Here is a 21,810-nt window from a genome sequence, read left to right as displayed (position 1 = left end):
ATACACAAACTGGTTTTGATCGATTTATTGTCGGGATGGATATGTTCAAGTTTTCTTCTCTCTCTTTGTCTGCCTGGGTGTCTGCCATGGCAGCGACGGCTCTGACAGCTTGCGGTGGCGGTGGTAGTGATGATGGTGCAGCGAGCACCCGTGAGGTGGCACTGGAATTTGTGGCGGTGGCAGGCCATACGCCTGTGCAGTGCGGTACGGTGGTGGCGGGGTTGGGTGCTGGCAGTGCGCCTGCGCAAATCAAGGATTTGCGCTTCTACGTCTCTAATCTGGCGTTGTTGCAAGCCGATGGCACAGAAACACCACTGACCTTGTCAGCCAATGACCATTGGAATTTGACAGTCGGTACCGACCGCGTCACTTTGATTGACCTAGAAAATGCCACTGGTGCTTGTAGCAGTGGCACGCCAGCCACCAATGCGGTGGTGCGCGGTACGGTGCCTGCTGGAAACTACGTGGGTCTCAAATTGACGATGGGGGTGCCCTTTGCACTGAACCACACCCTGTATTCTGATGTGGCCACAGCCAAGCCGCCGTTGGATATTGGTGCAATGGCTTGGTCTTGGCAGTCGGGGCGCAAGTTCACCAAGATTGAACTGACCGACCCCGAGGGCGCTACGGGCAATTGGACAGCCAAGACTTTTGCAGTGCATTTGGGGTCGACTGGCTGTGTCGGCAACCCCGCTACCGGAGAGACGGTGCAATGCAAGGCACCCAATCGGATGGAGGCGCGTCTGACCTCGTTCAACCCTGATCAGCAAAAGATTGCGTTGGACATACAAGCCTTGGTCGCGGGCAATGACGTGACCAAAAACTTGGGCGGGGCCGCTGGCTGCATGTCGGGTGGCACTGACCCTGAATGTGTAGGCGTGTTCCGGGCATTGGCTATTGATTGGAAAGCCGATGGTACGGGCACAGGCTTACCTATAGCGGCAGGTGTTTCGCAAACTATTTTCCGGCCTGTAGCGCGATGAGCACCGCGCAGCGCACACACAAGGCGCTGCGCTGGCTGGCTGGCAGCCTCCTGTTGGGGGTTGTTGTGCTGGCTGGTTGTGGCGGAGGGGGCGGCGTATCGATCGATGATACGGTGCAGCCATCAGGTGACGGTTGGCAGTGGACGTTACCGGCGTATTTTCCGGTGCCCAAGGTGCCGGAGACCAATCCGATGAGCGAGGCCAAGGTAGATCTGGGCCGCCATCTCTTTTATGACCGGCGCTTGTCGGGCAATGGCACCCAATCTTGTGCCAGTTGTCACCATCAAGACAAAGCCTTTACGGACGGCTTGGCGCAGGCCGTAGGCTCTACTGGTGTGGTGCATCCGCGTGGTGCCCAAGGTTTAGCCAATGTGGTTTACAACGCCACGCTGACTTGGGCCAATCCCTCCTTAGTCACCTTAGAAAAACAGATGGAGGTCCCGCTGTTTGGTGACGATCCAGTAGAGATGGGTGTGAACGACCATAACCGGGCCGAGGTATTGGAGCGTTTGCGTGCCGAGCCGGTCTACGCGCCCAAGTTTGCAGCAGCGTTTCCTGGGGTGGTCACGCCTATCGATTGGGGGCATGTGATTCAGGCCATTGCCAGTTTTCAGCGTTCATTGCTGTCGGGGCACAGCCGTTATGACCAATATTTGCAGGGCAAGGTGCAGTTGTCGGTGCCAGAAACACGCGGTATGGCCTTGTTTTTTGGTGAGAAGGCCGAGTGCTTTCACTGCCACGGCAGTTTTAACTTTAACGACCAGATCGTCCATGCCGCCAGCCGGATGGTGGAGACGCCTTTTCACAATACAGGGCTGTACAACTTGGGAGGCACAGGGGCGTTTCCAGAGCATAACCGGGGGGTGTTTGAGTTAACGGCGTTGGTCAAGGACATGGGATTTTTTCGTGCACCCAGCCTGCGCAATGTGGAAGTGACAGCCCCATATATGCACGACGGCACCATCGCTACGCTGGAAGATGTACTGGATTTCTATGCTGCCGGTGGCAGAAACATAACTACTGGCCCCCATGCTGGGGATGGCCGCCAAAACCCGCACAAAAGTGAACTGGTGAGCCTGATCGACCTGAACGCTCAGGACAAGTCCGACATCGTTGCATTTCTCAAGACATTGACCGACCATGAATTTCTTACCGATTCCCGCTATGCCAATCCGTGGCCGCGCCCGTAAGGTCGCTGTGGCGGCGTTGCTGGCTGGCTGTCCGTTGTGGGCGGTGGCGCACGGCAGTGCCGAGCTGGCAGAGGCAGCACCACAGGAGCAGCATGGTCTGCGTGTGGGTGCGGCTGTAGCCGTCACCTACCTCCATGCAGACGCTGTTTTGCCTTCAGCGCGCATGGATGGCTTTTTGTTACAGGGCGATGAGGGCAGTGACCGGCGACATTGGGGGCTGGAGCACGGTGTATTGGATGCTGCTTGGCGCTGGAGCCCACAGTGGATGGCTTACGCCGCCATAGGCAAGCACGGGAGTGACCGCGCACACACAGAAGCATTTTGGGTGCAGATGCGTCAACCCCAGGGAGAGACCACTTGGCTACTCACTGCAGGGCGGCAGCGGCCTGCGATGGGTGTGGTGTTGGAGAGTGCGGGTCACTTTGACCGCTTTGCTTTGATGCCATTGGCTAAGCAAGCGACTCTGGGCGGTGACTGGATGGATGATGGTGTGCAACTGGGCTGGCGTGGTGCGCTGGCCCAGTGGCCTGCAACGGTGGACGTGGGGTTGTGGAAAGGAGCCGTCTTTCCGGGGGCAGCACAGGGGTCAGTGGTGCCTGCCCTCCATATCGGTACAGTCGTTCCTATGGCCCAGGGCCAGCTGGCGCTGGATGGCTTTGCTGCCCATTGGGAGCCTGAGGGGCGTGGGAGCCGCACCAGCAATGTGGGTGGAGGGCATAGCCATGCGTCACCGTTGTGCAATGACAGTACGGTCGGAAAGGTGGCTTGCTTTGCGGGGAGCACTGATCTGACGGCTGCCAGCGCCCGTTGGCGGGGCCATGATGTGCCGTGGGTTGTTACCGCTGCTGGCTGGTGGCGTCGTGATCAGGGGGGGCTGGCATCCGCCAACGGAAATGCTGCTTACCGGGGAACATCTTATGGGGGCTGGCTGGATGCGCGTTGGCAATGGCGCCCACGTTGGGAATGGGGTGTCCGCACTGAACATGTGCAGGCCAGCCACCATTTGCAGGGGCCGGGCGCTGCTTTGTTGGCCACAGAAACCCGGCTCAATCGCTACCACCGTGCCCATCGCACCGCCACCACGCTTGGCTATCAGGTACCACAAGGGGTGGAGTTGCAATTGGAACTGGGCCAAGAGGCTGTGGCTGGGCAGCGCCAGAGCTACGCTGTGTTGCGGGGGATCTGGCGCTTAGAAAAACAGCTGTTGCCTTGAGTTAGGGCTGATTTAGCCCTGTGGCTGTTTGTCGGCCTCGCTGGTAAAGGCATCGGCATAAAACTCCTCGGCTGGCAGGTTGCGCTCTTGGGTGTAGCTGTGCCGTGCCGAGTCCACCACAATGGGGGCGCCGCAGGCATAGACTTGGTAGCCGGTCAGATCGGCAAAATCGTCCAATACTGCTTGGTGGACAAAGCCTGTGCGGCCCGTCCAGCCGTCTTCGGGCAGCGTGTTCGACAGCACGGGGGTGTAGCGTAGTGTTGGCATGGCGCCAACTTGTTCGTGTACCCAAGTGTCCATGTAGAGGTCGGCTGGGCGGCGCCCGCCCCAGTAGAGGTGGACTGGCCGCGTACTGCCCTTGAACTGTAACTGCTCGATCAAGGCTTTGATGGGGGCAAAGCCGGTGCCCGAGGCCAGCAAAATGATGGGCTTGTCGCTATCTTCACGCAGGTAAAAACTGCCAAACGGCCCTTCGATGCGCAGAATCTCTTTTTCTTTCAGTGCGCCAAAGACATGATCGGTAAAGCGGCCACCGGGCATGTGGCGGATGTGCAGTTCTATGCTGGGTGCTTGCGCTTGGGTGTGGGGAGCATTGGCCATTGAATAGGCCCGACGGGCGCCGTCACGCAGAATAAACTCGATGTATTGTCCGGCGTGGTAACGGAAGGGATCGTTGGCGGGCAATTGCAGTTGCAGCCGCATGACATCATGCGAGAGCTGTGTGCGGGTGCTGACGCGCACGGGCATCCGTTTGATGGGGAAGGCACTTTCGTCTGTGACTTGGCGTGACTCCAGCACCACGTCGGATTGGGCTTGGGCACGGCAGGTTAGCACCAAGCCTGCAGCCGCTTCTTCGGCGCTCATGGCCTTGGCTTGGTAGTCGCCATGCAGCACGTCACCTTCTAGCTTCTGGCATTTGCAGGAACCGCAGGCGCCGTCTTTGCAGCCGTAGGGCAGGCCGATGCCGTTGCGGATGGCGGCCTCTAAGATGGTTTCGCCTGCTTGGGCAGAAAAAGTGCGCCCACTGGGTTGCACGGTAATTTGTACGGTGGCAGTTGTGTTGCTCATGGGCTGGGTATCCTTGGAAGATCAAACAGGTTGAACAAGGTGGATTTTGCCTGTTCAGCCAGATCGTCAATGCTGTGGCATTTATATCCGGGCAGGAATGCCATGTTGTCCTGTCTGCCTGCGTTTTTTGCGTGTGTGTTGTTCAATACCATGACTATTACTGCTTTTGTTGGCTTGCGCAGGGCGTTGCCTGCACGTTTTCGGCGTCCTCGGTGGTTGATTATTGGTTGTGGTGATGTGGGTTTGCGTGTGCAGCGCCTGGCGTCGTCTCTAACCAAGAGTGCATTGCGTGGTCGGGTTTACGCCTTGACGTCCAGCCCAGAGCGGTTGCCGGTATTGCGTGCTGCCAGCATCACGCCTTTATTGGGCAATTTGGATCAGTCTTCGAGTTTGCGCCGCTTGGCGGGCTTGGCTACCCATGTGCTGCATTTGGCACCGCCACCGGGGCAAGCGGCGGATGGTGGTGTTTTGCATCATGATCCACGCACATTGGCTTTGGCACGCAGCCTGCGCCGGGGGCGTTTGCCACAGGCGCTGGTATATGCCTCTACCAGCGGTGTGTATGGGGATTGTGCGGGTGCTTGGGTGGCAGAGACCCGCCCCGTAGCCCCAGCCACAGCGCGCGCGCAGCGGCGTGTGCATGCAGAAACCGTCTTGCGCCGGGATTTGGGGCGAGCGGGCGTGCGGGTCAGTATTTTGCGTGTGCCAGGCATTTATGCCCCAGACCGTGAAGGAGGAACGCCACGGGCGAGGCTGTTGCGTGGCACCGCAGTATTACAAGCCAACGAGGATGTGTTTACCAACCATATCCATGCAGATGACTTGGCGCAGGCCTGTCGATTGGCCCTGTGGCGTGGTGCTGCACAGCGCATTTACCATGCCAGCGACAACACCGAACTGCGCATGGGGGACTACTTTGATTTGGCCGCTGATCTCTATGGGTTGCCCAGACCTCCGCGTTGGTCACGCCATCAGGCACAAGAGCAACTCCCCCCGCTCCTGTGGAGTTTTATGGGGGAGTCGCGCCGTTTAGAGAACCGTCGTTTGCGCCAAGAGCTGCGCTTGTCGCTGCGTTACCCCACCGTAGTGCAAGGCCTGTGCAGTGGAGGCACCGTGTGATCAGGGCATGTCATTGGCACTGGGCAGGTGCTGGCCGGTCTTGGGGTTGTAGCGATCTGATTTGGCGGGTGGATGGGACGTGGCCGGGGGGTTAGGGCGTGGTGGTGGATTGTTGTGTACCTGTGGCGGAGGGTTAGGCCGGGGGGGCTGGGCATGGCCCTGCTGTGGATTGCGTGGTGGTGGGTTGTTTTGTGTGGGCGATTGGGGCCGGGGTGGGCGACTGCCGTCGCGGCCATCACGTCCATCGCGGCCATCCCGTGCGTCGCGGCCATCACGGCCATCACGGTTATCTCTGGCGTCGGGCCGCACGGAATGGCGTCCACCCCGATCATCACGATCACGCCAGTCATTGCGGTAGTAGTTGTCTCTGCGGTGGTAATCGTTGTGACGGCCATCGTAGTAGCTGGGGCTGCCACCGTAGTAATGGTCTCGGTACACCGGAGCGCCCGATGGGCCATCATCGTAGTAGTAGGGGTCGTCTACTGCACAACCAGTGACGAGCGCAGCCAAGGCACCGATGATGGCTATACGAGAAAGAAACGTTGGGGACATGGGAGAACCTCTCTGGGTTGGTTTTGCAACCATTTTGTCCATTTTGGTGTGTTTCGTGTCTGCACAATTTGATTTTTTTCACGTACGCGAGAAGCAGGAGACACAACAATGACCGCATCCGTTGTCCAAGACTGGAATATTGCACCGCAGCATGGCTTGTCGCAGGTCAAGGGGCGCACCGATGCAGCCCTGTCTGAGGCCACCATTGCACAATTTTTGGCCGATGCCGTGCGGCGCTTTCCAGACAAGTTGGCAGTTGTCTTTCGGGAGCAGGGGGTGCGTTGGACTTGGACACAACTGCAGGAGCAGGTAGATGCGTTGGCGGCAGGCTTTTTGGCGCTGGGCTTGCAGGCAGGGGATCGGGTGGGTATTTGGGCACCTAACCGGGTGGAATGGGTGGTCACGCAGTTTGCAACCGCCCGTATCGGGGTGGTGCTGGTCAACATCAATCCCGCCTATCGGGTTTCGGAGTTGGAATATGCGCTGCAATTGGCAGGCTGCCGTGCGCTGGTGACAGCCGAGCAGCTCAAGAGCTCCAACTATCTAGAAATGCTCCAGCGTTTGGCCCCTGAGTTGGCCACCTGCGCTCCAGGGGCATTAAAGGCCGCTCGTTTGCCGATGTTGCAGGCCGTGATTCGGCTGGGTGATGGGCATACTGCGGGCATGCTCAATTATGGCGATCTGCTGGCGCAGGGCCAAGCACAACTGAATGTGGCTGCCTTGGATGCGGTGGGCGCAGGATTGTCGTGCCACGATGCCATCAACATTCAGTTCACCAGTGGCACTACAGGCAACCCCAAGGGAGCCACCCTGACCCACCATAATGTGGTGAACAATGCCCGTTTTGTGGCCCAAGCCATGCGTTTTACCGATGCGGATGTGCTGTGTGTGCCGGTGCCCTTGTACCACTGTTTTGGCATGGTGATGTCGGTGTTGGCCTGTGTCTCCGTGGGCGCGACGATGGTGTTTCCGGGGGAGTCGTTTGATCCGGTAATGACATTGCAAGCGGTCAGCGAAGAGGGCTGTACCGCCCTGCATGGTGTGCCCACCATGTTCATTGCCGAGTTAGACCACCCGCGTTTTGCCGAGTTTGATCTGTCGCACTTGCGCACTGGGATCATGGCAGGATCTCCTTGCCCTATCGAGACCATGAAGCGCGTGGTGGCCCATATGAATCTCTCAGAGATCACCATTGCCTACGGCATGACAGAGACCTCGCCTGTCTCGTTCCAAAGTGCCACCACCGATCCGCTAGAACGTCGCGTGGCCACTGTGGGCCGTATCCAGCCATTATTGGAAGCCAAGGTGGTGAATGCTGAAGGGCAGGTGGTGCCGGTGGGCGAGAAGGGGGAGTTGCTGGTACGGGGCTACTCTGTGATGCAGGGCTATTGGGGTGATGCTGATCGTACTCAAGAGGCGGTGCAAGACGGCTGGATGCACACGGGCGACCTTGCCACTTTGGACGAGGAAGGTTATTGCAACATTGTGGGCCGCGCCAAGGATATGCTGATTCGTGGGGGGGAGAACGTCTATCCACGCGAGATCGAAGAATTCCTGTTTCGCCACCCCAAGGTGCAGTCGGTGCAGGTGTTTGGTGTCCCGGATATGAAATATGGCGAGGAGATTTGTGCTTGGCTTGTGCCCAAGCCCGGCCACACTTGCACCGAGGACGACATTCGGGGCTTTTGCCGCGACCAAATCGCCCACTACAAAGTGCCACGCTATATCCGCATCGTGCAAGACATGCCCATGACCATCACTGGCAAGGTGCAGAAGTTCATTATGCGTGAGCAAATGATGGCACGAGCTCCAGCTCGTGCAGGCCCAAACGGCCTGAAAAGCAGGGCAGAACATGCTGGCATCGTTGGGGTGTGGCCGCCGGGGCGCTGCTCCTGAGGAGGTGTGAGGATATCTGCCCGGATAATTCAGGGTTTTCCGTCCACCTCTATCCATCTCAGCATGCAAACACCACTGGCCGAACTTTTTGTCTTGTCCGACCGAGCCTGCCAAGGCGATGAAGAGGCCCGTCAGCAATTGCGTTTGCTTGGCGAATGTCTGTTTTTGGTGGGTGGGGTCAGTGCGCTGTGCAAACTCCAAGAGTCGCTGCACCATTACGCAGTAGCCAAAGGAATGGCCGCCTCTCGGGGCACACAGATTGGTGCCTTTTGGGAACATATCCCGGCTTGGGCCGAACTTTGATCTATGTGCCCTAGTCATAGTGCGATGAACCTTACCTTTTTCTTTTTAGGGTGGCGCACACTGTGGCGTGATTGGCGGGCTGGTGAGTTGCGTCTGCTGTTGGTGGCTGTCACACTGGCTGTGGCGGCATTGACCTCTGTAGGCTTTTTTTCTGATCGGCTTCAGGGGGGGCTGCAACGCGATGCGCGGCAATTGTTAGGGGGCGATGTGGTGGTGGTCAGTGACCAGCCTGCCCCCGCAGCCTTTGCACAACAGGCAAAAAATCTGGGGTTGCAAAACGTCAACACCTTGGGTTTTCCTACGATGGCCCGGGCCAGTGATGCCCAAGGTGGCATGGCTAAACTGGTGGCCCTCAAAAGCGTCTCGCCAGGTTACCCGCTGCGGGGGCAACTTCAGGTGGCCGATACACCAGACGGTGCAGGCTACCCGACGCAAGCCATCCCTGCACCTGGTGAAGCTTGGATAGATGGTGCACTGCTAGAGGCTTTGGGTTTGCAAATGGGGCAGCCCTTGTTGTTGGGGGATACCACCCTGCGCATTGCCCGGATTATCACTGTGGAGCCAGACCGGGGCTCTGGCTTTTTGAGTTTTGCACCACGGGTCATGATTCATGAGGCCGATCTTAGGGCTACGGGGCTGGTGCAGCCTGCCAGTCGAATCACATACCGGATGGCCTTGGCGGGGCCGGAGGCTGCCGTAGAACAATTCAAGGCTTGGGCTGTTCAAGAGACACAAAAGCCCTCTGTGCATGGGGTGAGTGTGGAGTCGCTCGACAGTGGCCGCCCCGAAATGCAGCAAACGCTAGAGCGTGCCCAAAAATTTCTGAACTTGGTGGCGCTGCTGGCCGCATTGTTGTCCGCGGTGGCGGTTGCTTTGGCGGCGCGGGGGTTTGCAGCCAGCCATCTGGACGCTTCGGCACTGCTGCGGGTGTTGGGTCAGAGCCAACGCACCATTGCTGGTAGCTACGCGGTAGAGTTTGCACTGGTGGGCCTGTGTGCCAGCACGTTGGGGGTGGCATTGGGTTGGGCAGTACACCACGGCTTTGTGTGGTTGCTGGCAGGCCTGCTCGATGCCAGTTTGCCAAACCCCAGTCTGTGGCCCGCACTGCTGGGCTTGGGCGTGGGCCTGACGCTGTTGTTGGCGTTTGGCCTTCCGCCCGTACTGCAATTGGCCCAAGTGCCGCCCTTGCGCGTCATACGGCGTGAGGTGGGTGCTTTGCGGCCTGCTTCTTTGGTGGCACTGGCTGCGGGTATGGTGGGATTTGCCGCACTGCTACTGGTGGTAAGCCAAGACAGTCGCTTGGGTTTGATTGCCGTAGGCGGCTTTGCTGTGGCGGTGGCACTGTTTGCCGTGTTGGGCTGGTTGGCCGTCAAACTGTTGCGCCATAGTGTTCGTGAACACAGTGCCCCACGTTGGCTGGTATTGGCTACACGGCAGATGGCGGCCCGGCCAGCCTATGCTGTGGTGCAGATCAGCAGTTTGGCCGTGGGCTTGCTGGCCTTGGTGCTGTTGGTGTTGTTGCGCACTGACCTCATCCACAGTTGGCGCCAAGCCACACCGGCGCATGCTCCCAACCGCTTTGTCATCAACATCCAACCCGATCAGGCAGCGGCGTTTCGGGGGGCGCTGGATGGGGCTGGTGTGCGCCAATACGATTGGTATCCCATGATTCGCGGACGCTTGGTAGCTATCAACGACCGTCCCGTCAATGCCAACGACTACAGCGAAGACCGTGCCAAACGCTTGGTAGATCGGGAGTTCAACCTCTCCACGGCCACCCAAGCTCCTGCGCACAATCAGATTGTTGCTGGGCGCTGGACGGCGGGAGAAAAGGATGCCATTAGCATGGAGGAGGGCATCGCCCAAACCTTGGGTTTGAAGCTGGGTGATCGCTTGCGGTTTGACATTGCTGGTGTCATGACCGATGCGCGCATCACTAGTCTGCGCAAGGTTGATTGGGGATCAATGCGGGCCAATTTCTTTGCCATGTATCCCGTCGATCAGCTCTCCAATGTTCCCATGACCTATCTGGCGGCATATCGAGCGCCTACAGTGGCAGGTTTTGACAATGCTTTGGTGCGTCAATTTCCTAACATCACCCAGATTGATATGAGTGCTACGCTGGCACAGGTGCAGCGCGTGCTAGATCAGGTGGTGCGGGCGGTAGAGTTTCTGTTTCTCTTCACGTTGGCAGCGGGACTGGTGGTGCTCTTTGCCGCCGTAACGGCCACGCGTGAGGAGCGGGCGCGAGAATTTGCCATCATGCGGGCTTTGGGTGCCCGTGCCAGCCTGTTGCGCCAAGTGCAACGCGCAGAACTGGCAGGTATTGGTCTGTTGGCTGGATTATTGGCCAGCAGTGTGGCTGTGGTGGTGGGGTGGGCCTTGGCACGCTATGTCTTTGACTTTACATGGACGGCTTCTGCACTGGTGCCCCTTGTTGGCAGTGTGGCTGGAGCCTTATTGGCATGGGCGGCAGGTTGGTGGGGCTTGCGGGAAATACTGCAGCGTTCTGTGATGACCACCTTGCGCCGTGCGGCAGAATAAGCCCCACACCCAGCCTGTTCTGAAAAATATGGATACCGACAACCAGACCCCCTCCAAGACAACCCAAGTCACTGCCTTTGAACTCATTGGCGGTGAGCCACGTCTGCAAGCCCTGACCGAGCGTTTTTATGCTCTGATGGATTTGGAACCCGGTTACGCTGAACTGCGGGCCACCCACGGCACCACACTGGACGAAGCGCAGCAGAAACTGTTCTGGTTTCTGTGTGGTTGGTTGGGTGGCCCCGACTACTTTGTCGAACGGGTAGGCCATCCTCGTCTGCGTGCCCGCCATTTGCCGTTCTCGATTGGTATCAAAGAGCGCGACCAATGGGTCGCTTGCATGGATCAGGCCATGCGCGAGACCGGCATTCCTGAGCCGCTGCGCGAACGCCTCAACGAGAGCTTCATGCAAACCGCCGACTGGATGCGCAACCGCAACGGCTGATCAATCGCTATAAGGGCTGCACCTTGGCAGCCGCCCTAATAGCCCTTTGGCGGTTGGCTGATGCAACTGCGGCAACAATGCAGACATCGTTGTTTTGAATGCACACCATGTCTGCCCTGCCTACCACCTCCTCAGCCCTGCCCCCTGGTGCCCACCACCGGATGCCCACTTGGTTCATCCCGCACGGTGGTGGCCCCTGCTTCTTCATGGACTGGAATCCGCCCGATGCTTGGAAGCTCATGGAGCAGTATCTGCGCACGGCAGCCAGCACCTTGCCGCAGCGCCCCAAAGCCATTGTGATGGTGTCAGCGCACTGGCTGGAGCCGGTACTCAGCGTCACCAGTGGCGTACAGCCCGAGTTGATTTACGACTACTACGGTTTTCCGCCCCATACTTACAGCTTGCAATACCCCGCACGCGGTGAGCCTGCTTTGGCCGACCGGATAGTGAACCTGTTGGGACAGGCACAGTTGCCCGCAAAAACCGATGCCCAACGTGGTTTTGACCACGGCATGTTCATCCCACTGATGCTGATCTTTCCGCAAGCAGATATTCCAGTGGTGCAACTCTCGCTAGGCCACGACCTCGATCCCGAACTGCATCTGCAAGTGGGGGCCGCCCTGGCGCCATTGCGCGATGAAGGTGTGCTCATCATTGGCAGCGGCATGAGCTTTCATAACCTGCGCACCCGTGGTGATCCGCAATATGGGCCGGTGTCGGAGCAATTTGACCGTTGGTTGACCAGCGCACTCGAGGCCGATCCCACCACCCGCCGTCAGGCGCTGTTGAACTGGGAGCAGGCGCCTTTTGCGCGTCTGTGCCATCCACCCCACGGTGAAGAGCATTTGCTGCCGCTGATGGTGGCTGTGGGGGCCGCAGGCCAAGACCCCGGACAGCGCGTCTATGCCGATCGGGTCATGGACAGGGTGCTCTCGGGCTTTAGCTTTGGCTGATTCGCCATAGCCCCATCACCCAGTGCGCGGGAAGCCTCGGGGTTCAGCCCGAGGTCGAGAGCCATAGACCCCCCTGCGTTTAAGCATAATGCACAGCATGAATTGCACCAAAACCCTGCGCCTACGCATCAAAGATAAACACGCTCGCGTGCTATCTGCGATGGCGCGTGAGGTTAATCAGGTCTGGAATTTTTGCAACGAAACCAGCCACCGCGCCATCCGTGAGCGTCATCAGTGGCTTTCGGGCTACGACCTGCAAAAGCTAACCAACGGTTTCAGCAAGTGTGATGGCATACACATCGGTTCGCCCACCGTGCAGCAAGTGTGTGAAGACTATGCCAAGGCCCGCAGGCAGTTCAAAAAGGCCCAGCTGTGCTGGCGTGTCTCCAACCCCCAGAGCAGCAAATACAGCTTGGGCTGGATTCCTTTCAAAGCGCGGGCCTTGCAGTACAAGGCAGGGCAAGTCGCCTTTGCCGGTCAGAAATGGAGCCTTTGGGATAGTTACGGCTTGGCAGACTATGAGCTACGTTCTGGCAGTTTTAGCCAAGACCACCGGGGGCGTTGGTATCTCAATATCGTAGTCAAGGGACAAGCTAAGCCTACAGTGGCAACGGCCAGTGTGGGTATTGACTTGGGCCTGAGAGACTGTGCCACGGCGTCAAACGAAAAAAAAGAGCATGGCCGCTGGTATCGCCAGCATGAATTGGAACTGGCTAAAGCACAACGGGCGCATAAAAAGCACCGGGTCAAAGCCATCCACGCAAAAATTGCCAATCAGCGCAAAGATGCGCTGCACAAATTCAGCACCACGATGGTGAGAGAAAACGCCGCCATCTTCGTGGGCGACGTAGCCAGCGCAAAGCTGGTCAAAACAAAAATGGCCAAGTCCACACTGGATGCGGGCTGGGCCACGCTAAAGAAGATGTTGGAATACAAGAGCCATCAGGCCGGTATCGTCTTTATGGAAGTGAACGAAGCGTATTCAACCCAAACTTGCTCGTGCTGCGGGAGCATACCCGCCAGCAGTCCGAAAGGTAGGGCGGGTTTGCGAATAAGGGAATGGAAGTGCAGCGATTGCGGTGCGGTACACGACCGCGATGTGAATGCAGCACGCAACATTCTCGCGGCGGGGCATCGCCGTCTAGCAGTAGGAATCTCCGGGGTTTAGCCCGGAGAGGATGTCAAGCAAACAGCATGGATGTTGCATATCCCCCATTGACGCCAGGAAAAGACTCCGGTGAAATCGGGATATGCGCCGACTGCACCTACTTTGTACTTTTGCTGCCATCACCAGTATGGCATCTGCTCCAGCCTTGGCCTTGAACTGCTACACGGTGCGTGATGGCGGCGGCAAGATCTTGCACCAATCCGTTCGCCCCCCTGTGGACATGTCTTACCCCTTTAGTGCCACCATACCGCCCATTTTTGGGCCAGGGGCATCGATGGTGTTTGCGCCACTGACTGGACAAGACCATTGCCCAGAAGTCGATAGCGATATTTTGCTCAATGAGGCCCGCTACGCCCGCCACAAGGCTGAGACTGAAGCACAGAATCAAAAAGCCTTGGCCGAAGCCCAAGTCCGTATGCAGGCCCAAGCACAGGCACAGGCCGAAGCCGATGCGCGGGCCATGACCCAAGCGGCTGTGGCTGCTTTAGAACAGGCTGAGGCTGAAGCACAGCGCCAGCTTCGGCAAAACCGAGAATATTTCCGTCCCACTATCGCAGCCATTCGGCCTTCAGAAGCGACACACAACGCCAGACCCGCTTTTGCTTGGCAGGCACCCCCCGCTAGCAGCGTACAAGTGCAATACCAGTCTTCATCGCGCCGCACCTCGGGTTTCCGGTTTGGGCGCCGCAGGTAAGGTCAGGGTTGTTGAGACTTGGCACCAAACCAGTGCTGAAACTGTGCTGCGGGCATAGGCTTAGAGAACAAATAGCCCTGTCCTTGATCACAGCCCCGACCTGTCAACCACTGTGCCTGTTCCTGCGTTTCAATGCCTTCGGCAATGGTGGACAGGCCCAAACTGCGCGACATAGAAATGATGGCTTCGGCAATGGAGGCACTGTGGGTGCCCGTCATCAGGTCGCGCACAAAACTCTGGTCAATTTTGAGCTTGTGAATACTGAAGCGTTTGAGATAGGCCAGCGAAGAATATCCTGTACCAAAATCGTCAATTGACAACCGCACGCCCAGGCCATGCAACTGTTGTATGGTGACAATTACCCGTTCTGGGTCTTCAGCCATTACGCTCTCGGTCAGCTCGATTTCGAGCCAACAGGCATCGAGCCCCGTGATTTGCAACACCCTGTCTACCCGCTGGGCAAAATCGGGTTGGCTAAACTGCAAGGCCGACACATTCACGGCCATGACAATGGGGGGCAATCCGGCTTGTTGCCATGCTTTGCATTGGCTTGCCGCAGCCTGAAGCACCCAATCGCCCATCGGCAAGATCAAACGGCTTTCTTCAGCAATCGGGATGAACTCGGCGGGTGAGAGCAGCCCCATTTCTGGGTGCTGCCACCGGATCAGGGCTTCACAACCAATCACGGCATTGGAGGTGAGTTGCAGCTGAGGCTGAAAATGCAGCAGCAGTTCATCGTTGCGCAAGGCACGGTGCAGGGCGTTCTCTAGTTGGAGCACCCGGCTGACCCGTTGTTGCATCTCGGCTTTATGGAAGCGGAAAGTATTGCCTCCCGCATTTTTGGCCCGGTACATGGCCATATCGCTGGCCTGCAACAAACCATCGGCATCTTTGCCATCTGCCGGATACACCGCAATGCCAATAGAGGGCGGCACCACCAATTGATGGCTGCCCACTTCCATCGGCTGGGACAACTCATCGAGCAGCTTCTGGGCGACATGGGCGGCCCCATCTGCATTCACCTGTGGCAGCAGCAGGGTGAACTCATCCCCCCCTTGGCGCGAGACGGTGTCTTGCTCGCGCACGGCTTGGCGCAGGCGCTTGCCCACCTCAATGAGTAAGGCATCACCTACTCTCGGCCCTAAAGAATCGTTGATATTCTTGAAACGATCCAGATCCAAAAACAGCACGCTCAAAGGTTCGCTCTGGCGCTGGGCATGGGACAGTGCCAACTCCAGCCGATCACGCAGTACGGTACGATTGGGCAGATCGGTCAGGGCATCGTGCTGTGTGATGTGTCTGATTCGGTCTTGGTCTTGCTTGCGCTGGGTGATGTCGCTAAAGATGGCGTAGTAATGCCGTATTTCCCCGGTGGATGCCCGATCTACATTCACGGTCAGCCATTCCACAAATACTTCACCGTTTTTGCGCCGGTTCCAGATCTCGCCCTGCCAACGTCCGGCATTTTGCACTTGGCGCCACATCTCGTTGTAAAAGGTTTGATCGTGGCGCCCTGAGGCAATGAAGGAGGGGGGGTGCCCCAGCACTTCTTCGGCACTGTAGCCCGTGATTTCAGTAAAGGCTTGATTGACCGACTTGATCGTGTTGTCTGGGCCACAAATCACAATGGCCTCAAGGCTGTTCATAAAGACCCCGGCATGCAAGTCCAAGGCGGCTTCACGTTGCTTGAGTTCAGTCAGGTCAGTGTGGGTGCCAATGACGCGCAATGGCTGGCCGTTGTCATCACGCTGCACCACCTTGCCTCGATCCAGAATCCATTTGTATCGGCCATCCTTGCACAGCACACGGTGCTCATTGCTATAGAACGTGGTGTGGCCTTGCAAGAGTTGCTGCACATCTTCCATCACCCTGGGCATGTCCTCGGGATGCACGCGGGTTTCCCATTCGGACAATGCTGAACCCACTTCGGCTTCTTCGTAGCCCAACATGCTTTTCCAACGGGTGGAAAACAACACGGTGCCGGTGGCTACATCCCAATCCCAGAGGCCCAAATCACTGCCATCAATGGCAAAACGCCAGCGTTCTTCAGAGGCCTGCAACAACACCTGATCGCGCTTGATCTGGGTGATGTCCTCGGTCAGGATAGCAATGGTTTGTACCTGTCCGTTCACTGTGGTGCAAGGCCGTGCCTCCCAGCGCAGCCACTGTACCGCTCCATCATCACGCACCCATTGATCTTCTTCGCAACGGGTTACTTTTCCAGCAAAAGCTTGTTGATGTGCCTGTTGCCAACGTTGGGGCATCTGAGGAAATGACCCATAACGCGAACCGTCCCCCATTGGCTGGGCATTCAGTCCGTAATCATCCAGCCAACGTTGGCTGGCCAGCACATAGTGCATGTCTCGGTCAAACAAGGCCACTGCGGCAGGCACATGGTCGGCAAAAGTGGCCAGCAATTCTTGCCGCGAGCGCATTTCCTCTCGGGCATGGACTTCAAAGCTCACATCCCGCCAGTTGCCCACCACCTCCAGCACTTGGCCGTTTGCATCGCGGTTAATGGAGGCTTGGTCTTCCATCCAGCGGTAGGAGCCATCTTGGTGCTGCCAGCGGTAGTGCATGGCGAAGGTGTTTGCACCTTGCTCCATCGTTGCCAATGCCTCGCGAACCCGTGCATGGTCGTCTGGGTGCAGGCGGCTCCACCAAAAGTCATCTGCTCCCAGAATTTCTTCGGGGTCATAGCCTGTCACGCCTCGGACATTGCCACTGACATAAGTCCACCGACGGTTTTGGGTAGCACCACTCTGTTCCATCGCGTAGATGACGGTGGGGCTCACATCCACCAGGTGCTCCAACCGTGACTGGATCTCGCGCAACTCGGCCAATAAGGCTGCTTGGCGCCGCTCTTCCCGGCCCACCAGTAAAAACAACAGCACTGTGGTGAGCAACACAAAGAATTGCCCTTTCCACGATTGGACATAGCCCCACCAATTGACCTCTGGGCTGGGCAAGGCTTGAGTCAACCAATCAGACCCCCATATCCATACGCTGGCCAACACAAAATAAATCAGACTGATCCGTGTGGCTGCAGAGGCCGTCAAGCTCACCATAGGCGGGGCAATGCGCAAGTGCATGGGGCGGTAGTCCTGAAAGGTGGCTCATCCAACAGCACTGGTTGGCGCTGGCCCCTGAAAAAACAGATTTCTCATCGATAGGCCATCATGCAATAGAAACCAACATAATGGAACGCTGCTTTTTTCTCTTGGGTAGGTTGGGGCCAAAGCAAACAGCCCGCAAGCATGCGGGCTGGTAGGAGGGTCGCTGAAGCACCACAGTCCATCAATGGATTAAAAACGTATTCCGGCCGGGTTGCTGGGCGTGGGGCCGCTGGGCAGAGGTGCGTTAGCATCTGCCCCGGTGGGGGTGGATTCTTGGTTGCGGGTGGCCCGTGTTGGATCTAATGACTGGACTGTGACCAATGGGGCGGGGGCTGGCCGCCGGTAAGAGCTGGGCAATTGTGATTGTTTGGGATAGCCGGCGGCGTCTAGAAACTGTGTCCATTCTGCATCAGAAAACCCTCGGAGTTGTTGGCTGCCAATCGTGCCAAATGGCAGGCTGGCGCTGCCGCTCAGGCGCTGCAAGGCAGCGATGTCTTCGTTGCTGGAGACAGTGCGCTCAGAAAAAGGCACGCCCCGCTGCACCAGCAGGTTGCGGGCACTGGCACAAGGTGCGCAATCGTTGCCGGTATACAAAGTGACTGGAAAGCGGTTGGCGATTTGCTGCAATGCAAAAGGCAGGCTGCTACCGGCGTTGTTGGCCCCTGCACTGGTGCTACCGCTGGTGACGGCTGCGGCATTGGAGCTGGGCGCACGGTCAGAGAAGGTGACTTTGCCATCCGGCCCAACCACACGGTACACCGGCTGCGCTAGGGCAGCCCCTGCACACAAACCCAGCAACAGGGCCATGCTCCAAGGACGAAGGGTATGCGAATTTGACATGGTAACAATCTCTCCAGCCATCCATCAGGCCATGCCTTGGTGGCGCAGCAGTGCATCAAGGCTAGGCTCGCGCCCCCGGAATGCCTTGAATGACTCCATTGCAGGGCGACTGCCCCCGGCCTCCAAGATGGCCTCGCGGTAACGCCGGCCCGTGTTGGGGTTGTGGGCGCCATCAGGGCTGGCCGTTTCTTCAAAAGCGGCGTAGGCATCGGCACTGAGCACTTCAGCCCATTTGTAGCTGTAGTAGCCCGCCGCATAGCCACCGGCAAAGATATGGCTGAAGGTGTGAGCAGTGCGGCTAAAGGCTGGTGGTTGCAATACTGCCACTTCGGCGCGCACCAAGCCCAGCAACGGCATGAAATCTTGGCTCGGATCGTGTTCGGTGTGCAAAAGCATATCAAACAACGAAAACTCAATTTGACGCAAAGTTTGCATGCCGCTTTGGAAGTTTTTGGCGGCAATCATCTTGTCATAGAGGGCGCGCGGCAGCGGCTCGCCAGTTTCGACATGGGCGGTCATGTGCTGCAGCACGTTCCATTCCCAGCAGAAGTTTTCCATGAACTGGCTGGGTAATTCGACCGCATCCCACTCTACGCCAGCAATGCCTGAGACATCGCGCTCATTGACCTGCGTGAGCATGTGGTGCAGGCCGTGGCCGAATTCGTGGAACAGGGTGATGACATCGTCGTGTGTGAGCAGGGCGGGCTTGCCATCGACACCTTCGGCAAAGTTGCACACCAGATGGGCCACTGGGGTTTGTAGCGTGCCAGTGTCGGGACGCAACCAGCGGGTGCGCACATCGTCCATCCAAGCACCACCGCGTTTGCCACTGCGGGCAGGCAAGTCCAGATAGAACTGGCCTACCAATTGACCAGCACGCTCAATACGGTAGAACTCTACTGCCGGATGCCAGACGGGCGCTTGATCGGGCCGGATGTTGACTTCAAACAGGGTTTCGATGATTTTGAACAGCCCCGACAGCACTTTGGGGGCCAAGAAGTATTGGCGCACCTCTTGCTCGCTAAAAGCATACCGGGCCTCTTTGAGGCGTTCGGCAATGTAGGGCCAGTCCCAAGCCTGTGGGTCGGGCAGGCCCAAATGGTCGGCAGCAAAGGCACGCAAATCGGCCACGTCTTTTTCGGCATAAGGCCGTGCCCGTTGGGCTAAATCGCGCAGAAAGGCAATGACCTCGGCGGCTGATTGGGCCATCTTGGGCACCACGGAGACCTCGCCAAAGTTGACATAGCCCAGCAGTTGCGCCTCTTCTTGGCGCAAGGCCAAAATTTCGCGGATGAAGGCGGTGTTGTCAAATTTCAGTGCATCTGTTGGAGCTTGGTCAGAGGCACGGGTGACGTAGGCGCGGTAGAGTTTTTCGCGCAAGGCACTGCTGCGCGCAAACTGCATGACTGGCAGGTAGCAAGGCATGCGCAGCGTCAGCTTGTAACCGTTGTGGCCTTCGGCTTGGGCGGCGGCGCGTGCGGCGTGTTGCACATCTTCGGGCACGCCATCGAGCTCTTCGGCGCTGGCATAGTATGCGTAGGCGTCCGTGGCATCCAAGGCGTTTTCACTGAACTTTTGTTGCAGCTCGGCTTGGCGCTCTTGGATCTGGGCAAATCGCTCTTTGGACGCGCCCGTGAGCTCAGCGCCAGACAAGACAAAGTTGCGCACAGCATTTTTCAGGGCTTGGCGCTGCTCTACATTGAGTGTTTGCACATCAATGGCCTTGTATTTGGCATAGAGGCGTTCATCGGCGCCCAAGCGCGTCCAAAATTCTGTAACGCGCGGCAGCACTTCGTTGTAAGCCGCTCGCAACTCTGGGGTATCGACCACACTGTTGAGGTGGTTGACGGCACCCCACGCCCGCCCCAGCTTCTCGGTAGCCACGTCCAAGACTTGGGCCATGGTCTCCCACTGTGCAGGAAAATCGGGGGCCGTGACGGTTTCCAGTGCTGCATTGGCCTGTTGTAACAGGGTGTCGATGGCCGGGGCCACATCAGCGGGTGCAATGCGGTCGAACGCGGGCAGGTCGGAGAAGTCGAGGAGGGGGTTGCTCATGCGGGTTCAGATGGCGTTGTGGGCTACAGGTTCAAGGAGAACGTGTGTAAAGAATGGTTAAGCCCCGGCGGCGCGTTCAGCCGCTTCCATCGTGTTGACCAGCAGCATAGTGATGGTCATGGGGCCCACGCCGCCGGGCACGGGGGTGATATGGCTTGCGACTTCTTTGCAGCCGTCAAAATCGACATCGCCACACAGTTTGCCTTCGTCGTTGCGGTTCATGCCCACGTCAATGACCACGGCACCGGGTTTGAGCATATCGGCAGTGAGCACATTGCGTTTGCCCACGGCGGCCACCACGATGTCGGCTTGGCGGGTATGGTGCGCTAAATCTGCCGTGCCACTGTGGGTGACGGTGACAGTGGCATTGGCTGCCAGCAGCATCATGGCCATGGGCTTGCCCACGATATTGGAGCGGCCAATCACCACGGCGTGTTTGCCACGCAAATCCTTCATGCCGATGGATTCGAGCATTTTCATGCAGCCATAGGGGGTACAGGCCTTAAAGCCCACTTCGCCTACCATCAAAGCACCGGCACTGGCTACATGAAAGCCATCGACATCTTTGAGGGGCGAGATGGCTTCAATCACCTTGTGGTCGTCAATGTGTTGCGGCAGGGGCAACTGCACCAAGATGCCGTGGATGGCTGGGTCGTTGTTGAGTGCCTCCACCCGGGCCAACAGTTCGGTTTCGCTCAGGCTGGCATCGTATTTTTCCAGCACCGAATAGAAACCGGCTTCTTCGCACGCTTTGACTTTGTTGCGCACATAGACTTGGCTGGCTGGGTTGTCTCCTACCAAAATCACGGCCAAACCGGGGGTGATGCCTTGGGTTTTGAGGGCAGCAGCGCGCGCAGCCACTTCGGTGCGCAGTTGGCGAGAAAGGGCGTTGCCGTCAATGAGTTGGGCAGTCATGGTGCAATGAAAAATGAAGAACAGGAAAAAAAAGACAGGGTGGCAAGAGGGTCACGCTTTGGGCGCGTTCTGCCCGAGCACGATTTTGAGCAAATCGGCCACCGTATTGGCACCCAGTTTTTCCATGATGTTGGCACGGTGGGCTTCGACGGTCTTGATGCTGATGCCCAGATCGTCGGCAATTTGCTTATTCAGGCGGCCCGCCACAATGCGCTCCAGCACTTGGCTTTCGCGGGTGGTGAGTTTGGACATCAAGGCTTCACGGGTGGCCGCTTGCTGCTGGTCGGTAAAGGCTTCGCGGGCATGCTCCAACATGCGCTCGACCAGATGCACCAGCTCGTCTTCGTTAAAGGGCTTTTGAATAAAGTCCAGTGCCCCCTTCTTCATGGTGTTGACGGCCATCGGTACATCGCCGTGACCAGTGATAAAGACGATGGGCAAGGGGGACTTGCGCTCTAGCAGTCGGTCTTGCAACTCCAGACCCGTCATGCCGCCCATGCGGACATCCACGATCAGGCACGCAATTTCGCGCTGGTCGTAGCGCGCCAGAAACGACTCAGCCGAATCAAAGCAGCGTACCCGGTAATCTTTGCCTTCGAGCAGCCATTGCAGCGAATCGCGCACGGCCTCATCGTCATCGACCACGTAAACAGTGCCTTTTTTCGGAATCAAACTCATGCAATTGTCCTTGGGGGTGTGCGTTTGCTACAGTATTTGTAGTATCACCAGAAGGCACGGCCAGTGGCAGCCAGAACG

The 21,810-nt window shown here is 57.9% G+C and carries 17 protein-coding genes and 1 pseudogene; 11 read left to right on the top strand and 7 right to left on the bottom strand.

Annotation, left to right across the window (positions count from 1 at the left end; genetic code table 11):
- The first annotated feature begins 86 nt into the window (after positions 1-86).
- From ACFO6X_RS05590 to ACFO6X_RS05580, 3 genes are read left to right on the top strand one after another with little or no spacing between them, the layout of a single operon-like run.
- Entirely contained in the window at positions 87-983 is an 897-nt protein-coding gene (locus ACFO6X_RS05590; protein WP_382430900.1) for an MbnP family copper-binding protein, read from the top strand.
- The gene (locus ACFO6X_RS05585; RefSeq protein WP_382430898.1) at positions 980-2,173 is read left to right on the top strand and encodes an MbnH family di-heme enzyme; all 1,194 of its coding nucleotides are present in this window, start codon (positions 980-982) and stop codon (positions 2,171-2,173) included. Before ACFO6X_RS05590 ends, ACFO6X_RS05585 begins: the two co-directional genes overlap by 4 nt.
- Positions 2,148-3,386, top strand: coding sequence for a hypothetical protein (locus ACFO6X_RS05580; protein ID WP_382430896.1), 1,239 nt, complete (start codon positions 2,148-2,150; stop codon positions 3,384-3,386). The genes ACFO6X_RS05585 and ACFO6X_RS05580 overlap by 26 nt, the downstream gene beginning before the upstream one ends.
- 12 nt (positions 3,387-3,398) lie before the next feature.
- On the opposite strand, the gene ACFO6X_RS05575 is transcribed toward ACFO6X_RS05580, so the two are convergent.
- Positions 3,399-4,454, bottom strand: a complete 1,056-nt coding sequence (locus ACFO6X_RS05575) for a CDP-6-deoxy-delta-3,4-glucoseen reductase (RefSeq protein ID WP_382430894.1) — start codon at positions 4,452-4,454, stop codon at positions 3,399-3,401.
- Positions 4,455-4,604: 150 nt separating this feature from the next.
- On the opposite strand from ACFO6X_RS05575, the gene ACFO6X_RS05570 reads away from it, so the two are divergent.
- Positions 4,605-5,573, top strand: a complete 969-nt coding sequence (locus ACFO6X_RS05570; RefSeq protein ID WP_382430892.1) for an SDR family oxidoreductase — start codon at positions 4,605-4,607, stop codon at positions 5,571-5,573.
- Here ACFO6X_RS05570 and ACFO6X_RS05565 read toward each other — a convergent pair whose 3' ends face one another.
- A complete protein-coding gene (locus tag ACFO6X_RS05565) occupies positions 5,574-6,125 on the bottom strand; it encodes a hypothetical protein (RefSeq protein ID WP_382430890.1) in 552 nt (183 codons plus the stop codon).
- A 108-nt stretch (positions 6,126-6,233) separates the two neighbouring features.
- On the opposite strand from ACFO6X_RS05565, the pseudogene ACFO6X_RS05560 reads away from it, so the two are divergent.
- The 7 genes and pseudogenes from ACFO6X_RS05560 (at position 6,234) to ACFO6X_RS05530 (ending at position 14,128) form a co-directional block, all read left to right on the top strand.
- Positions 6,234-7,962: pseudogene (locus tag ACFO6X_RS05560) on the top strand (AMP-binding protein).
- A gap of 122 nt (positions 7,963-8,084) precedes the next feature.
- Positions 8,085-8,324, top strand: coding sequence for a hypothetical protein (locus ACFO6X_RS05555; RefSeq protein WP_382430888.1), 240 nt, complete (start codon positions 8,085-8,087; stop codon positions 8,322-8,324).
- Between the two features lie 24 nt (positions 8,325-8,348).
- On the top strand, positions 8,349-10,868 hold the full coding sequence (locus ACFO6X_RS05550) for an ABC transporter permease (RefSeq protein ID WP_382430886.1): 2,520 nt from the start codon (positions 8,349-8,351) through the stop codon (positions 10,866-10,868).
- 28 nt (positions 10,869-10,896) lie between these two features.
- Positions 10,897-11,313 (top strand): group II truncated hemoglobin, encoded by a 417-nt coding sequence (locus tag ACFO6X_RS05545; RefSeq protein ID WP_382430884.1) that lies wholly within the window; start codon positions 10,897-10,899, stop codon positions 11,311-11,313.
- 107 nt (positions 11,314-11,420) lie between these two features.
- Entirely contained in the window at positions 11,421-12,266 is an 846-nt protein-coding gene (locus ACFO6X_RS05540) for a DODA-type extradiol aromatic ring-opening family dioxygenase (protein ID WP_382430882.1), read from the top strand.
- A 97-nt stretch (positions 12,267-12,363) separates the two neighbouring features.
- Positions 12,364-13,434, top strand: a complete 1,071-nt coding sequence (locus ACFO6X_RS05535; RefSeq protein WP_382430880.1) for an RNA-guided endonuclease InsQ/TnpB family protein — start codon at positions 12,364-12,366, stop codon at positions 13,432-13,434.
- Between the two features lie 82 nt (positions 13,435-13,516).
- Complete coding sequence (locus ACFO6X_RS05530) at positions 13,517-14,128, top strand: hypothetical protein (RefSeq protein ID WP_382430878.1); 612 nt, start codon at positions 13,517-13,519, stop codon at positions 14,126-14,128.
- 2 nt (positions 14,129-14,130) lie between these two features.
- Here the strand turns inward: ACFO6X_RS05530 and ACFO6X_RS05525 are convergent, their stop codons facing one another.
- The 5 genes from ACFO6X_RS05525 to ACFO6X_RS05505 form a co-directional block, all read right to left on the bottom strand.
- Positions 14,131-17,220, bottom strand: a complete 3,090-nt coding sequence (locus tag ACFO6X_RS05525) for a sensor domain-containing protein (protein ID WP_382430876.1) — start codon at positions 17,218-17,220, stop codon at positions 14,131-14,133.
- Between the two features lie 213 nt (positions 17,221-17,433).
- On the bottom strand, positions 17,434-18,084 hold the full coding sequence (locus tag ACFO6X_RS05520) for a glutaredoxin family protein (protein ID WP_382430874.1): 651 nt from the start codon (positions 18,082-18,084) through the stop codon (positions 17,434-17,436).
- Positions 18,085-18,108: 24 nt separating this feature from the next.
- Positions 18,109-20,139: a M3 family metallopeptidase gene (locus tag ACFO6X_RS05515; protein ID WP_382430872.1), complete on the bottom strand. Its 2,031-nt coding sequence runs from the start codon at positions 20,137-20,139 to the stop codon at positions 18,109-18,111.
- 57 nt (positions 20,140-20,196) lie between these two features.
- Complete coding sequence (gene folD / locus ACFO6X_RS05510; protein ID WP_382430870.1) at positions 20,197-21,054, bottom strand: bifunctional methylenetetrahydrofolate dehydrogenase/methenyltetrahydrofolate cyclohydrolase FolD; 858 nt, start codon at positions 21,052-21,054, stop codon at positions 20,197-20,199.
- Positions 21,055-21,105: 51 nt separating this feature from the next.
- Positions 21,106-21,732, bottom strand: a complete 627-nt coding sequence (locus ACFO6X_RS05505; protein ID WP_382430868.1) for a response regulator transcription factor — start codon at positions 21,730-21,732, stop codon at positions 21,106-21,108.
- Positions 21,733-21,810 lie beyond the last annotated feature (78 nt).

This window comes from Giesbergeria sinuosa (assembly GCF_042652905.1).
Classification (GTDB): Bacteria; Pseudomonadota; Gammaproteobacteria; order Burkholderiales; family Burkholderiaceae_C; genus Simplicispira; species Simplicispira sinuosa.
This window is presented reverse-complemented; position numbering and strand designations above follow the sequence as displayed.

Coding starts and splice junctions, on each gene's coding strand:
- ACFO6X_RS05590 (WP_382430900.1), top strand. CDS start 87: ATGGCAGCGACGGCTCTGACAGCTTGCGGTGGCGGTGGTAGTGATGAT.
- ACFO6X_RS05585 (WP_382430898.1), top strand. CDS start 980: ATGAGCACCGCGCAGCGCACACACAAGGCGCTGCGCTGGCTGGCTGGC.
- ACFO6X_RS05580 (WP_382430896.1), top strand. CDS start 2,148: ATGCCAATCCGTGGCCGCGCCCGTAAGGTCGCTGTGGCGGCGTTGCTG.
- ACFO6X_RS05575 (WP_382430894.1), bottom strand. CDS start 4,454: ATGAGCAACACAACTGCCACCGTACAAATTACCGTGCAACCCAGTGGG.
- ACFO6X_RS05570 (WP_382430892.1), top strand. CDS start 4,605: ATGACTATTACTGCTTTTGTTGGCTTGCGCAGGGCGTTGCCTGCACGT.
- ACFO6X_RS05565 (WP_382430890.1), bottom strand. CDS start 6,125: ATGTCCCCAACGTTTCTTTCTCGTATAGCCATCATCGGTGCCTTGGCT.
- ACFO6X_RS05555 (WP_382430888.1), top strand. CDS start 8,085: ATGCAAACACCACTGGCCGAACTTTTTGTCTTGTCCGACCGAGCCTGC.
- ACFO6X_RS05550 (WP_382430886.1), top strand. CDS start 8,349: ATGAACCTTACCTTTTTCTTTTTAGGGTGGCGCACACTGTGGCGTGAT.
- ACFO6X_RS05545 (WP_382430884.1), top strand. CDS start 10,897: ATGGATACCGACAACCAGACCCCCTCCAAGACAACCCAAGTCACTGCC.
- ACFO6X_RS05540 (WP_382430882.1), top strand. CDS start 11,421: ATGTCTGCCCTGCCTACCACCTCCTCAGCCCTGCCCCCTGGTGCCCAC.
- ACFO6X_RS05535 (WP_382430880.1), top strand. CDS start 12,364: ATGAATTGCACCAAAACCCTGCGCCTACGCATCAAAGATAAACACGCT.
- ACFO6X_RS05530 (WP_382430878.1), top strand. CDS start 13,517: ATGCGCCGACTGCACCTACTTTGTACTTTTGCTGCCATCACCAGTATG.
- ACFO6X_RS05525 (WP_382430876.1), bottom strand. CDS start 17,220: ATGCACTTGCGCATTGCCCCGCCTATGGTGAGCTTGACGGCCTCTGCA.
- ACFO6X_RS05520 (WP_382430874.1), bottom strand. CDS start 18,084: ATGTCAAATTCGCATACCCTTCGTCCTTGGAGCATGGCCCTGTTGCTG.
- ACFO6X_RS05515 (WP_382430872.1), bottom strand. CDS start 20,139: ATGAGCAACCCCCTCCTCGACTTCTCCGACCTGCCCGCGTTCGACCGC.
- folD (WP_382430870.1), bottom strand. CDS start 21,054: ATGACTGCCCAACTCATTGACGGCAACGCCCTTTCTCGCCAACTGCGC.
- ACFO6X_RS05505 (WP_382430868.1), bottom strand. CDS start 21,732: ATGAGTTTGATTCCGAAAAAAGGCACTGTTTACGTGGTCGATGACGAT.